This is a genomic window from Pseudomonas sp. Pse79 (genome assembly GCF_024519615.1).
GTDB lineage: Bacteria > Pseudomonadota > Gammaproteobacteria > Pseudomonadales > Pseudomonadaceae > Aquipseudomonas > Aquipseudomonas veronii.
Genome location: NZ_JALJRR010000028.1, coordinates 1 through 15,951, shown reverse-complemented (window position 1 = coordinate 15,951; position 15,951 = coordinate 1). Strand labels below are relative to the sequence as shown.

14 protein-coding genes are annotated in these 15,951 nt (G+C 62.4%); 7 read left to right on the top strand and 7 right to left on the bottom strand.

Going from position 1 to position 15,951, the window contains the following annotated elements; all coding sequences use genetic code 11:
• Window positions 1-6: 6 nt before the first annotated feature.
• Both NR164_RS25830 and NR164_RS25825 read left to right on the top strand, forming a co-directional pair.
• Complete coding sequence (locus NR164_RS25830) at window positions 7-489, top strand: Lrp/AsnC family transcriptional regulator (protein WP_017847498.1); 483 nt, start codon at window positions 7-9, stop codon at window positions 487-489.
• Window positions 490-904: 415 nt separating this feature from the next.
• Window positions 905-2,530, top strand: a complete 1,626-nt coding sequence (locus NR164_RS25825) for a methyl-accepting chemotaxis protein (RefSeq protein ID WP_256823458.1) — start codon at window positions 905-907, stop codon at window positions 2,528-2,530.
• A 31-nt stretch (window positions 2,531-2,561) separates the two neighbouring features.
• On the opposite strand, the gene NR164_RS25820 is transcribed toward NR164_RS25825, so the two are convergent.
• Window positions 2,562-3,425, bottom strand: coding sequence for an MBL fold metallo-hydrolase (locus NR164_RS25820; protein ID WP_046382806.1), 864 nt, complete (start codon window positions 3,423-3,425; stop codon window positions 2,562-2,564).
• A 319-nt stretch (window positions 3,426-3,744) separates the two neighbouring features.
• Here NR164_RS25820 and NR164_RS25815 point away from each other — a divergent pair, with 319 nt between their 5' ends.
• The 3 genes from NR164_RS25815 (at window position 3,745) to NR164_RS25805 (ending at window position 8,316) form a co-directional block, all read left to right on the top strand.
• The gene (locus tag NR164_RS25815; RefSeq protein ID WP_017847495.1) at window positions 3,745-4,920 is read left to right on the top strand and encodes a porin; all 1,176 of its coding nucleotides are present in this window, start codon (window positions 3,745-3,747) and stop codon (window positions 4,918-4,920) included.
• 344 nt (window positions 4,921-5,264) lie between these two features.
• Entirely contained in the window at window positions 5,265-6,422 is a 1,158-nt protein-coding gene (gene nosP / locus NR164_RS25810; protein WP_079444259.1) for a nitric oxide-sensing protein NosP, read from the top strand.
• Window positions 6,352-8,316 carry a PAS domain-containing hybrid sensor histidine kinase/response regulator gene (locus NR164_RS25805; protein WP_079444258.1) on the top strand — a complete coding sequence of 655 codons (1,965 nt, stop codon included), beginning with the start codon at window positions 6,352-6,354 and terminating at the stop codon, window positions 8,314-8,316. Before nosP ends, NR164_RS25805 begins: the two co-directional genes overlap by 71 nt.
• A gap of 236 nt (window positions 8,317-8,552) precedes the next feature.
• On the opposite strand, the gene NR164_RS25800 is transcribed toward NR164_RS25805, so the two are convergent.
• From NR164_RS25800 to NR164_RS25775, 6 genes are all read right to left on the bottom strand, one after another.
• Complete coding sequence (locus tag NR164_RS25800; RefSeq protein ID WP_017847492.1) at window positions 8,553-9,218, bottom strand: response regulator transcription factor; 666 nt, start codon at window positions 9,216-9,218, stop codon at window positions 8,553-8,555.
• A 24-nt stretch (window positions 9,219-9,242) separates the two neighbouring features.
• A complete protein-coding gene (locus NR164_RS25795) occupies window positions 9,243-9,782 on the bottom strand; it encodes a PQQ-dependent catabolism-associated CXXCW motif protein (RefSeq protein ID WP_046382809.1) in 540 nt (179 codons plus the stop codon).
• 108 nt (window positions 9,783-9,890) lie between these two features.
• The gene (locus NR164_RS25790; protein ID WP_017847490.1) at window positions 9,891-10,682 is read right to left on the bottom strand and encodes an ABC transporter permease; all 792 of its coding nucleotides are present in this window, start codon (window positions 10,680-10,682) and stop codon (window positions 9,891-9,893) included.
• Window positions 10,679-11,419: an ABC transporter ATP-binding protein gene (locus NR164_RS25785; RefSeq protein WP_017847489.1), complete on the bottom strand. Its 741-nt coding sequence runs from the start codon at window positions 11,417-11,419 to the stop codon at window positions 10,679-10,681. Before NR164_RS25785 ends, NR164_RS25790 begins: the two co-directional genes overlap by 4 nt.
• Window positions 11,416-12,375: a YVTN family beta-propeller repeat protein gene (locus NR164_RS25780; protein ID WP_017847488.1), complete on the bottom strand. Its 960-nt coding sequence runs from the start codon at window positions 12,373-12,375 to the stop codon at window positions 11,416-11,418. The genes NR164_RS25785 and NR164_RS25780 overlap by 4 nt, the downstream gene beginning before the upstream one ends.
• 34 nt (window positions 12,376-12,409) lie before the next feature.
• The gene (locus tag NR164_RS25775; protein WP_079444257.1) at window positions 12,410-13,594 is read right to left on the bottom strand and encodes an ABC transporter substrate-binding protein; all 1,185 of its coding nucleotides are present in this window, start codon (window positions 13,592-13,594) and stop codon (window positions 12,410-12,412) included.
• Window positions 13,595-13,873: 279 nt separating this feature from the next.
• On the opposite strand from NR164_RS25775, the gene NR164_RS25770 reads away from it, so the two are divergent.
• The gene (locus NR164_RS25770; protein ID WP_017847485.1) at window positions 13,874-15,136 is read left to right on the top strand and encodes a histidine kinase; all 1,263 of its coding nucleotides are present in this window, start codon (window positions 13,874-13,876) and stop codon (window positions 15,134-15,136) included.
• The gene (locus tag NR164_RS25765; protein WP_017847484.1) at window positions 15,133-15,759 is read left to right on the top strand and encodes a response regulator transcription factor; all 627 of its coding nucleotides are present in this window, start codon (window positions 15,133-15,135) and stop codon (window positions 15,757-15,759) included. The genes NR164_RS25770 and NR164_RS25765 overlap by 4 nt, the downstream gene beginning before the upstream one ends.
• Window positions 15,760-15,951: the final 192 nt, after the last annotated feature.

The following is a 15,951-nucleotide window of genomic DNA, read 5'->3' as shown; positions in this document are numbered from 1 at the left end:
TGTCTCATGCGCAAACTGGACCGTACCGATATCGGCATTCTCAACGCCCTGCAGGAGAATGCGCGCATCACCAACGCCGACCTCGCCCGCTCGGTCAACCTGTCGCCCACGCCGTGTTTCAATCGGGTCAAGGCGATGGAAGAACTGGGCCTGATTCGCGACCAGGTAACCTTGCTCGATGCCGACCTGCTGGGGCTGCACGTCAACGTGTTTATCCATGTCAGCCTGGAAAAGCAGAACGAACTGGCCTTGCAGCAATTCGAAGGGGCGATTTCCGACCGGCCCGAGGTGATGGAGTGCTACTTGATGGCCGGCGACCCGGACTATTTGATCCGTGTGTTGGTGCCGACGATCCAGTCGCTGGAGCGTTTCATGATGGACTTTCTGACCAAAGTGCCAGGTGTTGCCAATATCCGCTCCAGCTTCGCTCTTAAACAAGTGCGCTATAAGACTGCGTTGCCACTGCCGCCGGATGGATTGATGGTCTGAGACAAGGTTCGCGGCGCAACGCAACTCATGCATTGCTCTTTATTGGCGCGCGCGCTTTTTAGTATTGACACCTGTCAATGTATGTTTTACCTGAGCGCTCTATTGTGTCGGCTACGTTCCCCATTCAAGTGGCCGGACAAGGCATGGAGAATCAGCCGCCAAGGTGCCGTGTACCCTACGACTTTAATCTGACTTCGCATTCTAAATATTGCCGCCTGGGCCGATTGACTTCCAACGCGCTTTGGGCTTCAGGCTGGATGAGTTTTGTTGTTTAGCTAAGTAATTAAAAAGAACGGGGTTTTTTTCTTGCATCATAAAAATTTCCTTGATCGCTCACGAATTTTTCACGCGTTATTAAACAAATTAGTTGCTATAAGCCACCTAACTAACAAGTCCACGTAAAAGGTGAATCGAGATGTCTATGAGATCCCTGAAATTGAATCTACGTACCACCCTTTGTTTCGGAGTGGTTTGCATTCTGCTGTTAATACAAGGGGGCATGACGCTGGTAAAAGTCGATTCCGTCTATTCTTCAACCGTTGAGATTGAAAACAACTGGCTGCCCAGTATTCGCCTGGCCGGAAGAATCGATTCAGCCCTGTTTAAGTTGCGTCTGGAGTTGCGCCGTTTTGCCATGGACAGTGCCCGGCAGGATCAAAGTTCACGGGATAGCCTTCAAAGTATCCGATCGGAGTTGATGAAGATCGCCCAGAGCTACGCTTCCATGGTGTCGAGCCCCGAGGAACAGGCCAAATATGACGAAGTCATGAGCAGTATTGGCACTTACAACCAGAAGATCGACGAGTTTCTGACACTCTCTACCACAGGCTCCTCCGCGCAGATCGCCGCTTATCTGAGCGACGTGCAAGCCCCCGTCGCCCTCAAGGCGCAGGACTCGATCAACGACCTGATCACCCTGAACGGGCGCGGCTCCAATGAGGCGGTGCGGATCGCCTCCAGCGAATACAACGCGACTCGTCTGTTTACCTGGGTGCTGATGGGCGCTTCAGTGCTGTTGACCGTGGTCGTCGCGAGCCTGTTTACCCGCAGTATCATTACCCCAGTGCGTGAGTTGCTGGTGTCGACCTCCAAGATCGCCGACGGTGATCTGCGCGTGGCCATCGCCGTCAACGGCAAGGATGAGCTGACGGAGCTGCAACAATCGACTGCCGCGATGCAGATGAACCTCAAAACCACTTTGCAGCACATCTCCGAAGCCTCCGGGCAGTTGGCCTCGGCTGCCGAAGAGATGAGTTCGATTACCCGTGAGTCCAGCGCCGGTATCGAGCGCCAGAGCATGGAAACCGACCAGGCCGCCACGGCGGTCAATGAGATGACTGCGGCGGTGGAAGAAGTCGCGCGCAATGCCGTCTCGGCCTCCCAGTCGACCCAGGACTCCCAACGCTCGGCCCAAATCGGCCAGGAGCGTGTGACCCAGACCATCGCGTCGATTGAAAAACTCAGCGCCACCGTGCAGCAGACCGGTATGGAAGTCGAAGGCCTGGCCAAGCAGGCCCAGGACATCGCACGGGTGGTGGAAGTGATCCGCTCGATTGCCGAACAGACCAACCTGCTGGCGCTGAACGCCGCCATCGAAGCGGCGCGGGCCGGCGAGCAAGGCCGAGGGTTTGCGGTGGTGGCCGATGAAGTGCGGGCGCTGGCTCACCGGACCCAGACCTCGACCCAGGAAATCGAGCAGATGATCGCGAAGATCCAGGTCTGTTCCAACGAGGCGGTGTCGTCGATGACCATGAACCGCAGCGAAGCGGTGGACTCGCTGAAAATCGCCCACGAAGCAGGCCAGGCCATCACCCAGATCACCGAAGCGATTGCCGACATCAACGACCGGAACCAGTTGATCGCGACGGCCTCCGAAGAACAGGCGCATGTGGCGCGCTCCGTCGACCAGAACCTGATCAGCATTCGCGACCTGTCGATCCAGAGTTCGTCGGCCGCCGGGCAAACGTCGATTGCCAGCCACGAACTGTCGAAGCTGGCGATGGATCTCAAGCAGATTGTGGCTCAGTTCTCCATCGCGTGAACCCGCGACGCAGGTGGCCGGTTGAGCGCGTTCAGAGCTGATTGAGCGGGATCTTCAGGTACACCACCCCATTCTCTTCGGGCGGCGGCAGATTCCCCGCCCGCACATTCACCTGGATCGCCGGCAGCAGCAGTGTCGGCATCCCCAGCCCGGCATCGCGCTGGGTCCGCATCTGCACAAACGCCGCTTCATCCACCCCGTCATGCACATGGATATTGCCCGCGCGCTGCTCGGCCACGGTGGTCTGGCACCGGGCCTCACGGCCTTGTGGCGGGTAGTCGTGGCATACGTACAGTCGCGTCTGCGGCGGGAAGGCCAGGAGCTTGCGCATCGACGCATACAGCTGGTGTGCATCGCCACCGGGGAAGTCGCAGCGGGCGGTGCCGACGTCGGGCATGAACAGGGTGTCGCCGACCAGGATCAGTTGATCGTCGATCAGGTAGGCCATGTCCGCCGGGGTGTGGCCGGGCACGTGCAAGGCCTGGGCCTTCAAGTTGCCGATAGGGAAGATTTCATCCGGGGCGAACAGGTGGTCGAACTGCGAACCGTCGACGCGAAATTCCGGCTCCAGGTTGAACAGGTGCTTGAACACGTGCTGCACCTTGCTGATGGCCTGGCCAATGGCGATCTTGCCGCCCAACGTCCGGCGCAGGTAAGGCGCGGCGGACAAATGGTCGGCATGGGCGTGGGTTTCCAGCAGCCATTGCACCTGCAAGCGATGTTCGCGCACGTAGGCGATCACCTTGTCGGCCTGGCGTGTGTCGGTGCGCCCGGAGGCCGGGTCGTAATTGAGCACCGAGTCGACGATGGCGCAGGGGCCATCGTCGGCCTCATGCACCACATAGGTGTAGGTCGACGATGCCTCGTCCAGAAAAGCCTGAATCAACGCGGGCATGGGCGGCGGTCCTTGGTGGCGGGCTGCGGGTTACATTCGCAATGTGTCCCACATGGACTTGGCAGATTAAGGGAAAAAAACGCTGCGAGGCAAAGGGTCGACCTGTAACAGGACATGATACGGTCTTTCGGCATGTTGTTCAGGGTCGGTCTTACACCCTAAGTGCCGCGTCTGTGAACGGGCCGGTCTTACACCGAATTTGCCGAGCCCCCGCTGCCCGTCCAAAGCACCCTGAAATTGGCGCCAAGGCAGCGTAGGCCGTGGCCTGGCAGCTTTCGATAATCGCCTCCGACATCATGTCCCCGTTGCGGAGCGCACCATGCATAACAATAAGAAACTCCCCCTGCGTCTGTTGCCTGTGTTTCTCGTCGGCCTGGGCCTGAGCCCGTTCGCCAGCGCCGAAATCATGCTGTACGACAAAGACGAAACCACCTTCTCCACCGATGGCTACATCAACGCCTTCTACGTCAACAGCAACGTAGACCGCGCCGGTGACCAATACGACCGCCGCCAGGCCCGGGTGAAGATGGGCTTTTTGCCCAACTACCTGGGCTTCAACATGACCAAGCAGGCCGACGACCTCAAGCTCGGCGCCCGTGCCTCGTTCTGGGTGACCATCAACGACAGCCAGACCAACGGCACCGACACTGCCATCGATGTGCGCCAGTTCTACGGCACAGTGGCCAACCCGGAGTGGGGCGAAGTGCTGATCGGCAAGGACTTCGGCCTGTTCGCCCGCTCCAACATCCTGCTCGACGAATTGCTCGCGGGCTACGGCCAGGTCAGCGACAGCCTCGGCCTGGTCGACGGCGGCGGGGTTTCGTTCGGCAATATCGGCAGCGGCTATCCATACCCGTTCCCGACCTCGCAGATCACCTACCGCACCCCGGTGATGGACGGCCTGCGTGTTGCCGTCGGCATCCTCGACCCGGTCGATACCAACGACAGCAGCCCCCAAGGCAAGGCCTACCAGAAAAACCCGCGTACCGAGAGCGAGATCACCTACCAGTTCGACCTGGGCGGGGCGAAGATCTACAGCTGGCTCAACGGCAGCTACCAGACCTCGGACAACACCGATTCCAACGTCGACAGCGTCACCTCCAAAGGCGTGGGCTACGGCGTGCAGGCGAAAATGGGCGGCCTGTCCCTGACCGGCTCGGGCTTCCAGGCCAAGGGCATCAACCCGTTCTTCACCAACAATGCCGGCGAAGCGACCCTGCGCAATGTCGACAGCAACGGCTACCTGCTGCAAGGCTCCTACAAGCTGGGCAAGAACCGCCTGGCGCTATCGTATGGCAAGACCAAGGACGACGGCAACGGCGTGGTGGGCAGCGGCGCCGACTATGACACCCGTGGCATTGCGCTGTTTCACGACGTGAACGACAACCTGAAGCTGGTCGCTGAATACAACCAGTTCCAGATCAAGGGGCATGACACCAGCGCACAAAATGAAGACACCGACACCTTCGCCGTCGGTGCCGTACTCACCTGGTAAAACCTGAAACGCCATCCAAGTGTGGGAGAGGGCCTGTGGTGTTGTTTACACCCCGAACGGATCCATCAACTTCCTCTGCTTAGTGGCCAATGCATTGAAGACCTGCCCTGGTCTTTAAGTGGTACGCGGTCAAAATGTGGGAGGGGGCTTGCCCCCGATGGCGGTGGTTCAGTTGGCTCATTTGTAGCTGATCCACCGCCATCGGGAGCAAGCTCCCTCCCACATTTGATTACCTGCACCTCGAGCGTCTCATCCCATCGCATCCCCCCACCCAGTACCCAAGTAGCATAGGTTCCGCCCCCCCCAGCCTTCGTACACTCATGCCTCAGAGCGGAGAGTCGACGATGCACAACCATGAAGGCGTAGTCAGTGCCATGTCTCTGGCCACCGATGCCGGGCAGGCCGCCGAAGAATTGGCCGAGCAACTGCTGCATCCGTACCTGGGCTTCGTGCTGTTTTTCTGCTCGGCTTCCTACGACCTGCAGGCGCTCGGCCAAGCCCTGCAACGTTGTTTCGGCAATGTGCGCCTCGTCGGTTGCACCAGCGCCGGCGAGATCACACCCCAAGGCTACGGGCGCAATTGCGTGACGGCGATGGGCTTTAACCACGCGCATTTTTCGATTGCCACCGAACTGATCGACCAGGTGGAACACTTCAGCCTGATCGACGCCCAGCACATGGTCGAACGCCTGGTGGGCGGCTGTCGCAGCAACACCCTGGCGCCGATCAAGGGCAACACCTTCGCCCTGACCTTGCTCGACGGCCTGTCCAGCCGTGAAGAAATGGTGCTCGCGGCCCTCAGCGCGGCGCTCGGCGATATCCCGCATTTCGGCGGCTCGGCCGGCGACGACAATTACCTCACGCACACCCACGTGTATTTCAACGGTGTGTTCCACAGCGGCGCGGCCGTGGTGGTGCTGGTCAATACCTGGCTGGACTTCGAGGTGTTCACCACCCACCACATTCTGCCGCGTGCGGAAAAACTCGTGGTGACCGGCGCCGACAGCCCGTCGCGGCGAGTGTTCGAGCTCAACGCCGAGCCCGCCGCGGAGGAGTACGCGCGGCACATCGGCGTGGCCGTGGCCGATCTCGACCACCGCGTCTTCGCCGCGCACCCGCTGGCGGTACGTATCCACGACCAGTACTACGTCAGGGCGATCCAGCAGGTGCATGACGACCTGAGCCTGAGTTTCTACTGCGCCGTGGAAAACGGCATCGTCCTCACGGTGATGACACCCGGGCCGATCCTGCCGAACCTGGTAACCCTGTTCGACGGCCTGCAATCGCGCCTCGGCGAGCTGCTGCTGACCATTGGCTGCGACTGCTTCCTGCGCCGCCTGGAGCTGGAAGACAGCGGCACCCTGGAGCAGATCGGCGGCTTCCTGCGCGACCAGCGGGTGATGGGGTTCAACACCTACGGAGAACAGTTCAATGGCATGCATATCAACCAGACCTTCACCGGCGTCGCCATTGCCCGAGGGCGAGCCCCAGGATCGCAATGAACTGTTGGCCGAGCTGGCGCGGCTACGCCTGGACAACTACAAGCTGACGCGGATCAACGCGGCGCTGATCGAGCGCATCGAGTCCGGGGTGACCCAGGGCAACGACCCCTACACCACGTTCCAGCACTCGGTGGTGCTCGCCGAACAAGTGCGCGAGCGCACCGACGCGCTGAACCAGGCGATGGCCGAACTGCGCGCCAGCAACCACTTGCTGATCAACGCCCGCCTGCGCGCCGAAACCCTGCGCCGCGAGCAGGCCGCGGCGCAAAAGGCGCAGGAGAGCGAGCGCTGGATTCGCCTGATCACCGACCATGTGCCGGCGCTGATCGGCTACCTGAATGCCGACCTGGTGTATGAGTTCACCAACAAGGTCTATGAAGAATGGTACTGCTGGCCGCGGGGCATGATGCTCGGCCAGAGCCTGCGCGAAGTCCACAGCGAACAACACTGTCAGCGCCTGGATGCCTACGTCTCGCGGGCGCTGGCGGGGGAGAGCGTGACCTTCGAATTCGCCGAAACCAACATCAACAACCAGGAGCGCTACATGCTGCGCTCCTACGTGCCCAACCGCCTGGCCAGTGGCGAAGTGGTGGGGATCTTTGTGCTGATCCGCGACATCACCGAGCGCCGGCGCACCGCCGAAGCCTTGCACCAGGCCTATCAGAACCTGGAGCTGCGCGTCGCCCAGCGCACCTCGGAACTGACCTCGCTGAACGACCAGTTGCTGCGCGAAATCGACGAGCGCCGCCGCGTGGAATCGCGCCTGCGCGAAGCCAAGCTCGAAGCCGAGCAGGCCAACCTGTCGAAAACCAAATTCCTCGCCGCCGTCAGCCACGACCTGTTGCAACCGCTGAACGCCGCGCGGCTGTTCACCGGCGCCTTGCTCGAACGCCGTGAACCCCAGGCCAATGAAACCCTGGTGCGCAACGTGAGCAACTCGTTGGAAGACGTGGAAAACCTGTTGGGCACCCTGGTTGATATTTCCAAGCTGGATGCTGGGGTGATCAAAGCCGATATCGCCCCGTTCGCCCTCAGCGAGCTGCTCGACAACCTCGCCGTCGAATTCACCCAACTGGCGCGCAGCGAAGGCCTGGAGTTGCACTTCGTCGGCTGCTCGGCGCTGGTGCGCAGCGATATCCAGCTGCTGGCGCGGATTCTGCGCAACCTGCTGAGCAATGCGATTCGCTACACCTACTCGGGACGCGTGGTGCTGGGCTGCCGCCGCCAGCACCAGCGCTTGTCGATCCAGGTCTGGGACAGCGGCATGGGCATTGCCGAAGATCGCCTGGAGGAAATTTTCCAGGAGTTCAAACGCGGCGATGTGCAGCGGCGCGACCAGGATCGCGGGTTGGGCCTGGGCCTGGCCATCGTGGAAAAAATCGCCGGCATCCTCGGCCATCGCATCACCGTCAAGTCGTGGCCGGGCAAGGGCTCGATGTTCGCGGTGGACGTGCCCTTGAGCGCCACCGCGCCCAAATCGCTGCCGCAGCCGTCCATGAGCGAACCGATGCTGGAGCGCCTGCAAGGCGCGCGGGTGTGGGTGCTGGATAACGACGCAGCGATCTGCGCCGGAATGCGGACCTTGCTGGAGGGGTGGGGCTGCCGGGTGGTCACCGCGTTATCGGAACAAGACCTGGCGCGGCAGGTGGACAACTATCACGCCGAGGCCGACCTGCTGATCGCCGATTACCACCTGGACGATGAGCAGAACGGCGTCGACGCCGTGGCACGCATCAACGCCCGGCGCGCCAGCCCGATCCCGGCCATGATGATCACCGCCAATTACAGCAACGAACTGAAGCTGCAGATCCGCGAACTGGGGCACACCTTGATGCACAAGCCGGTGCGGCCGATGAAGCTCAAGACCGCGATGAGCCACCTCTTAGGTAAATGACCACCGAACGCTCCTCAAACAGCGATCAAACAGAGGTCCAGAGATCCAGAGATCCAGAGATCCAGAGATCAAATGGAGATCCAATGTGGGAGGGGGCTTGCCCCCGATAGCTGACTGTCAGTCACTGCACCTATAACTGATCCACCGCTATCGGGGGCAAGCCCCCTCCCACACAAGCCCCACACAAGCCCCACACAAACCCCTTCCCACAAGCGTTCTATGCGCTTTCCGAAAGATCAGCGACGCAGATAAGAACCAAAATCAATATCCCCTGCGCTCAAAATCGCCTGCACCCGATTATGCACATTCAACTTGCGCAAAATCGCCGACACATGGGCCTTCACCGTGGTCTCGGCGATCTCCAGGGTGTAGGCAATCTGCTTGTTCGACTCGCCCTTGGTCATCCGCTCCAGCACCAGCAACTGCTTGCGGGTCAACGCCTGCAGCAATTCCGGAGCGAAGCCCGGGTTTTCGTTCAGGCGCCGGTGGGTGCCGGGTTTCTGGGTGCGGATGATATCCGGCGGCAGGTACACATTGCCGTTGAGAATCTGCTGGATCGCCTCGGTCATTTGCTGGCGCGGCGACGACTTGGTGATAAAACCGACGGCGCCATAGGTGATGGCCTGCAGCACGATTTGCTTGTCTTGCTCGGCGGACACGATCACCACCGGGATGGTCGGCGATTCGTTGCGCAGGTTGATCAGGCCATTGAGACCGTGCATGCCGGGCATGTTCAGGTCGAGCAGGATCAGATCGAGGTCGTCGTGTTCCTGGGTCAGCGCCAGGGCGCTGTCCAGGTCGGCGGTCTCCATCACTTCGCTGCCAGGGAAACCATCGCTGATGACGTTATGAATCGCTTCGCGAAACAGTGGGTGATCATCGGCAATCAGGATTTTGTACATGGCCGTTCACCTTTCTTATTGTGGTTATTCAAATGGCTCGGGTTGCGCCACCGACACCGGCAGCTTCGCCGCTTCCCAGGCATCCAGGCCATCGCGATACCAATACACAGAGGTATAGCCCAGGTTGGCGGCACGTTTTACCGCGTTCCAACTCAGCCAGCAATCGGAGCGGCAATAGAAGACCAATGGTCGTGCCAGGTTGCCGCCGCTGTAGGTGTACAGGTGGCGCACGAAATAGCTTTGCCACTCCGGCGTGAGGTCGCCGTCGCCGGTGTTGGCCAGCCAACGGCTGCCGGGCAGGTTGGCGTGGGGCTGGTCTTCGATGAAGCGGCCTTGCAGCCACTGGCGGCGATACGTATCGATCAGCACCGGGGCTGGGGTTTGGGTCAGCAGGGCTTGCAGGGCAGGGGTGTCGATGATCGTCGCGCCCTGCACATGATCGGGCGTGGGGCTGCGATACAGGCTGATGCGATAGCCGTCGGCGGAAAATAATGCGGTATCGGCCTGTACGTTGGCGGCAAACAGGCACAGCAGCGCCAACAAGGGCAGTCGGGCAGGCAGCATGGCAGGGCGATCCTTATCGTTATGCGCCCATTACACGTGAGTCCCGAGCCCTTGGGAATGCGACGATAGACAGGAAAACCAGTACTAAAGTAGTAGTTTTTGCCGCCCTCAGCCTTTTTTGCGCAACGCTGCATGCTGGGGGTTGAAGGTCAACACCGCCAACACCGCGAACAATACGGTCAAGCCCAGGCACACCGCGAGGGCCAGGCCGGCGAAGCGTTCATACAGGGCAAAGCGCACCAGCTCGACGGCGTGGGTGAAGGGGTTGATTGCGCACAGCCAATACAACCACTCGCTGGAGTCGCGCATCTTCCACAACGGGTACAGCGCCGACGATATGAAAAACAGCGGGAAGATCACGAAATTCATCACCCCGGCAAAGTTCTCCAGTTGGCGGATCGCGTTCGACAGCAGCAAACCCAGCGCGCTCAGCATCAAGGCCACCAGCAGCAAGGCCGGCAGGGCGATCAACAGCCCCATGGCCGGCGGTTGCACGCCGTAGACCCAGGCGATCGCCAGGAACCCGTACACCTGCAACAGTGAAATCAGCGCGGTGGCGAGCAACTTGCTGCACAGCAAAAACGTGCGCGGCAGCGGGCTGGTCAGCAGCACGCGCATGCTGCCCATCTCGCGGTCGTAGACCATCGACAGCGAACCCTGCATGCCGTTGAACAGCAGGATCATGCAAGCCAGCCCCGGGATGATGTAGACCTCATAGGGAATGTAGGTGTCGTAGGGTTCGATCACCGAGATACCCAGCGCGGCGCGGAACCCGGCGGCGAACACCAGCAGCCACAACAGCGGGCGCACCAGGGCGCTGAGAAACCGCGTGCGCTGCAATACAAAGCGCAGCCACTCGCGCAGCACGATGCCGCGCAAGCATTGCCAGTAAGCGTTCATGCCGGGGCTCCCGTCGTTGTGGGGCGGGTCAGGCGCGCAAAGACGCTGCCGAGGTCGCCACCCTGTTCGAGGATCAGCGCATCGACCTGCCCGCTGGCCACCAAGCGGCCCTGGTGCAGGATCATCAACGCATCGTCGGGTTGCACTTCATCGAGCAGGTGAGTGGTCCACAGCACACTGATGCCTTGCTCAAGGCACAGGTTGCGCACGTGCTGGTTCAGCGCCAGGCGGCTGGCGGGGTCGAGGCCGACGCTGGCTTCATCCAGCAGCAGCAAGCGCGGTTCATGCAACAACGCCCGGGCGATTTCCACGCGGCGCCGGTGCCCGCCGTTGAGTTCGCGGACTTTTTCGCGGCGCCGCTCGGTGAGGGCCTGGCGCGCCAGCTCGGCGGCGACGCGCACGTCGGTCTGGCGCCGCGACAAACCGTGCAGCGCGGCGTGATAACGCAGGTTCTGTTCGACGCTCAAGTCCAGGTCCAGGGTGCTTTGCTGGAACACCACCCCCAGTTGCGTGAGGGCTGCGCGCGGTGCATCGCGCAGGGAGTGGCCGCCGACGCGGATGTCGCCGCTTTGCAGGTCGTACAAGCGCGTGAGCAGGGCGATCAAGGTCGACTTGCCGGCGCCGTTGGGCCCCAGCAACGCGGCGAACCGCCCCGGTGCCAGGCTGAAACTCACCTCGTGCAAGGCCTGGCGCGCGCCATAGGCGAAGCTCAGGTCGCGCACCTCCAGGGCGTTCATGGCGTGACCACCACGCCCCATGGATAACGCCCGACCTTCACCGACTTGAGCACCTTGAGGCTGTCCACATCGATCACCGACACGTCGCCGCTGACGCCATTGGTGGCCAGCAACTGTTTTTCGTCCGGGGTAAATGCCATCTGCCACACGCGGCGGCCTACCAGCAGGTAGTCGAGGATCTCGAAGGTCTTGGCGTCGATCACTGCCACATGGTTGGCCGGGCCCAGGGCGACAAAGGCGTACTTGCCGTCGGAACTGAGCTTGATCCCCACCGGCTGCACCTTGTCCGGGTGGACGCCCTTGATCTTGAACGTCAGGGTTTTGAGGATCGCGCGGCTGGCCACATCGAGAATGGTCACGGTGCCGCCGATCTCCGCCGAGGCCCACAGCTGCGAGCCATCGTGGTTGAACTCGACGAAGCGCGGGCGCTGGTCCACCAGGGTGCTGTCGACCAGGGTCTGGGTGCTGGTGTCGATCCAGTGCAGCATGTTCGTGGTTTCGCTGGTGTTCACCGCCCACTTGCCGTCCGGGCTCACGGCCATGCCTTCGGGCTCTACGCCGACGTTGATCTGGCCTAGCACCTTGGAGGTCTCGGTGTCGATCACGGTGACCAGTGCATCGTCTTCGTTGGACACATACAGCCAGCGGTCATTGGGGTGCAGGGCGAACTGCTCGGGGTCTTTGCCGGAGGGCAGCTCCTTGATGATCTTGCGCGTGGCCACGTCCATCACCTGCACGCGGTCCGAGTCGCTGGCGCAGATGTACAGCAGCTTTTTGTCATGGGACAGCAGCAGGCCCCGCGGGCGCTGGCCGACCTTGAGCGTGTCGGTGACTTGCAGGGTCTGCATGTCGATCAGGCTGAGGGTGTTGTCTTTCTCGTTGGAGACCCAGGCGGTGCTGGCCACGGCGTGCCCGGCGGCAAGCAGCAGGGCGCATGAGAGCAGGGTGCGGCGCATGGCGGATTCCTTATTATTGTGAGTAGGGGAGCGATCAAGGGAAGCGGCAGGTCACCTCGGGTTTGTCGTAGCCCAGGCTGTCCATTTCGTTGAAAGGATGCAGGAAACCGTCCTGAGGCGAGGTGCTGACCAGGGCGCGGGGTTGCACGATGGGGATCGGTTGGCGCAGTTGGCCGTTCCACGGGCGATAGCTGAGCTTGCGGCCCTTGAAGCCGTCCAGCGGCAGTTGCTCGCTGATCTCCAGTTGGCGGATGGTCATCGGGTCGACCTGGCGCAGCTTGTTCACCGCACTGGCAACGCTGCGCACGGCCATCCAGGCGGCGAAGTCGCGGTCGTTCATCCAGCGCCCGGCCAGGGCCTCGAAGCGTTTTTGCAATTGCGCGGCGCCGTAGGTTTCGACGGTCTTGTGCCAGCCGGTGGGCGTCAGGCCCTGGGTGCCGGCGACGGGGCGCGGGTACCAGGTCTGGTAGGGCACGTACTCGCCGAAGTCGCCGCGCTCGTCCGCCACCAGCACCACGTCGTATTCGGCGGTCTGGGTGAACAGCGGCATGTCTGCCTGGGCGCTGCGGCGTTGGTCGTTATCGAAGCGCCAGGCTTTCTCCGCCACCAGATGCACGCCGAAGCGCTTGGCGGCGCGGCGCAGGGCGGCGGCGTAGGCCTGGTCATCCTCGGTGGGGCCGACGATCAGCAGCGCCTTCTGCCATTTGCGCACCACCAGAAATTGCGCCAAGGCATCGGCGAGCATGGCGCGGCTGGGCAGCGTGTGCAGCACGTTGCCCAGGCAGTCGGTGCTGCGCAGGCTGTCATCGGGGCTGCCGGCGTTGAACAGCAGGCTGTCGGGCAGGGCCGCGCTGAGCTGGCGCAGGCTGGCGGCGGGGGCGTTGACCACGAACAGGCGCAGGCCCTGATCGTGCTGGGCCTGGGCGGCGGCGAGCAGGGCGTCGGGGCTGTCCACCGTGGCGCTGGTCAGGCTGTAGCGTTGGTTGAGAAAGGCGCCGGTGCTGTTGCTGTCGATGATCGCCAGCTCCGCACCGCGTTGCCCGGCGTCGGTGGGCTCGGGGATCACATTCGACAGCAGCGGCCCAGGGTCGGGCCGATAGCCCAGGTAGCCGATCTGCACCGCCAACGGCGCCTCGGCGGCCTGGCTGGCAGTGGCCACCCCGGCGGCGCAGGCAATCGCCAGCAGGTAGAGCACGGCGTAGGGGGCGAGCTGGCGCATAAGGCACTCCATGTCAGGTAGCGCCAGCATAGGAAGCCTTATGTCTGCTGCAAATATGCAGAAAGTACCGCTGAGCCAGTACCAAGGTAGTAGCCCCGCGCAGGTGGCGCGGTCTTAGCATGGGTTACCCCCACCGTGTCCATCCGGGAGATGAACGATCATGCAAATCCTCAAGGCGCTGCTTTTGCCGTTCCTGCTGATCGTGAGCCTGATCGGCGTCGACAAGCTGCACGCACCACGCCCGGCGCTGAGCGTGCCCGCCGGCGTGGCGCACTAGGTATGTCGGCACTGTGGCGCATCAACCTGTGGGTGTGCGGTTTCTTCGCTTTGGTCACCTGCGCCTGCACCGCGCTGTTGCTGCATCAGGCCCTGACGGATGTGGAGCGTGAGCTGCAATCGGCCGAAGCGGTGGTGCATTACCTCAGCGCAACCGCCGAGCGCGACCCGGCCAGCCTGCAACCGCATCTCACCGCCAGCCTGCGCCATGTGCGCGTGCATTGGCTGGCCCCCGACGAGACCTTGCCGGCGCCGCTGCCGTCCGGCCTGGACGCCTGGCTCGGGCGCCTGCTGTTTGCCGAGGCGCGGCGCAGTGCCCAGGTGCTGGACCTGCCGGACGGCCGACGCGTGTCCATCGCCGTCGACCCGCGGGATGAGATCGATGAAGTCTGGGACTCCCTGCAACAACTGTTGAGCCTGTGCGCCCTGGCCCTGGCCCTGAGCCTGCTGACCATCCGCTGGGCGGTGCGCCGTGGCATGGGCGTACTCGACGAACTGCTGCGCGCCTTGCAACAGGTGTGCGCCGGCCAGCTCAATGTGCGCCTGCGCAGCGCAGGATCACCCGAAGCGCGGCAACTGGCGCTGCATTTCAACCGCATGACCGACGCCCTGGAGCAGGCGCACACCGACAATACCCAACTGACCCAGACCCTGATGGCGGTGCAAGAGCAGGAGCGCAACCACCTGGCCCAGACCCTGCACGATGACCTCGGCCAATACCTGGCCGGCATTCGCGCCCAGGCCTGCCTGTTGCGTCTGGTCACCGACCAACCGCAATTGCTCGCGCGCACGGTGGCGCAACTGGAGGATCACTGCGATCACTTGCAGCAAGGCTTTCGCGCACTGGTCCACGACCTGTACCCGGTGGCCCTGCAGCACCTGCCGCTGGCCGAGGCGTTCGCGATGCTGGTGACGCAGTGGCAGGCCAGCCATGGCATCGATTGCCGGCTGCGGGTCAGCGCGGACCTGCCGGCGTTGTCCGGGGCGAGCAAGACGCACCTCTATCGCCTGCTGCAGGAAGCCCTGACCAATATCGTGCGGCATGCCGATGCCAGCCAGGTGCGCGTGCGCCTGCATCGTCACGGTTCGCGCCTGCGCCTGTGGGTGCGCGATAACGGTTGCGGCGCACAAACGCCGCAGCGTCCCGGCGTCGGCCTGTATTCGATGTACGAACGCGCGCGCTGCCTGGGCGGCGAACTGACAATCCTCAGCCACCCCGGCGTCGGTTGGGCGCTGGCGTTGAACATGCCATTGGAGGCCTCATGAATATTCTGTTGGTGGACGACCATGCGGTGGTGCGCCAAGGCTATGCCAGCCTGTTGCGTGCACTGTTGCCGGCCATCGAAGTGCGCGAAGCGGCCAGCGGCGAAGAGGCCTTGAGCCGGGTCCAGGAAGCACTGCCGCATTTGGTGATCATGGACTTCGGCCTGCCCGGCATCAGCGGCCTGGAAACCACGCGCCGCCTGCGCCAGCGCCTGCCGCAACTGCGCGTGCTGTTCTTCAGCATGCACGACGAACTGCCGCTGGTGCGCCAGGCCCTGGAAGCCGGCGCCTCGGGCTACCTGACCAAAAGCTCGGCGCCCGAGGTGCTGATCGAAGCAGTGCGGCGCGTCCTCGACGGCCACGCCTATATCGAACAGTCCCTCGCCACCCAACTGGCCTACACGCCAAGCGACCAACGCTTGCAAGGCATGACCCCGCGTGAGCTGGAGATTTTCCTGATGCTGGCCAGAGGCACGCCGACCCGAGTGATTGCCGACCAGTTGAATATCAGCAGCAAGACCGTGTCCAACCACCTGACCCTGCTCAAGAGCAAATTGCAGGTCAGTTCCCATGCCGAACTGGTCCACCTGGGAATCGACCTCGGCGTGGTGCGCGTAGCGGGCTGATCCCCCCCGTGTACCCCTGTTACCACTGTAGGAGCGAGCTTGCTCGCGAAAATCGTCAACGATAACGCGAAAAACCAGACCCCCCGCGGCGCTCTCGGGTTTTTCGCGAGCAAGCTCGCTCCTACAAAAGTTACCGATCAGTACCCATGCCTAGCGCGGGCACCTAGACCCCACTGTAGGAGCGAGCTTGCT

Bases quoted from the DNA above. Each gene is read 5' to 3' on its own strand.
- NR164_RS25830 (WP_017847498.1), top strand. From the start codon at position 7: ATGCGCAAACTGGACCGTACCGATATCGGCATTCTCAACGCCCTGCAG.
- NR164_RS25795 (WP_046382809.1), bottom strand. From the start codon at position 9,782: ATGCTGCCTGCCCGACTGCCCTTGTTGGCGCTGCTGTGCCTGTTTGCC.
- NR164_RS25780 (WP_017847488.1), bottom strand. From the start codon at position 12,375: ATGCGCCGCACCCTGCTCTCATGCGCCCTGCTGCTTGCCGCCGGGCAC.
- NR164_RS25805 (WP_079444258.1), top strand. From the start codon at position 6,352: ATGGCATGCATATCAACCAGACCTTCACCGGCGTCGCCATTGCCCGAG.
- NR164_RS25790 (WP_017847490.1), bottom strand. From the start codon at position 10,682: ATGAACGCTTACTGGCAATGCTTGCGCGGCATCGTGCTGCGCGAGTGG.
- NR164_RS25800 (WP_017847492.1), bottom strand. From the start codon at position 9,218: ATGTACAAAATCCTGATTGCCGATGATCACCCACTGTTTCGCGAAGCG.
- NR164_RS25825 (WP_256823458.1), top strand. From the start codon at position 905: ATGTCTATGAGATCCCTGAAATTGAATCTACGTACCACCCTTTGTTTC.
- NR164_RS25785 (WP_017847489.1), bottom strand. From the start codon at position 11,419: ATGAACGCCCTGGAGGTGCGCGACCTGAGCTTCGCCTATGGCGCGCGC.
- NR164_RS25765 (WP_017847484.1), top strand. From the start codon at position 15,133: ATGAATATTCTGTTGGTGGACGACCATGCGGTGGTGCGCCAAGGCTAT.
- NR164_RS25820 (WP_046382806.1), bottom strand. From the start codon at position 3,425: ATGCCCGCGTTGATTCAGGCTTTTCTGGACGAGGCATCGTCGACCTAC.
- NR164_RS25815 (WP_017847495.1), top strand. From the start codon at position 3,745: ATGCATAACAATAAGAAACTCCCCCTGCGTCTGTTGCCTGTGTTTCTC.
- nosP (WP_079444259.1), top strand. From the start codon at position 5,265: ATGCACAACCATGAAGGCGTAGTCAGTGCCATGTCTCTGGCCACCGAT.
- NR164_RS25775 (WP_079444257.1), bottom strand. From the start codon at position 13,594: ATGCGCCAGCTCGCCCCCTACGCCGTGCTCTACCTGCTGGCGATTGCC.
- NR164_RS25770 (WP_017847485.1), top strand. From the start codon at position 13,874: ATGTCGGCACTGTGGCGCATCAACCTGTGGGTGTGCGGTTTCTTCGCT.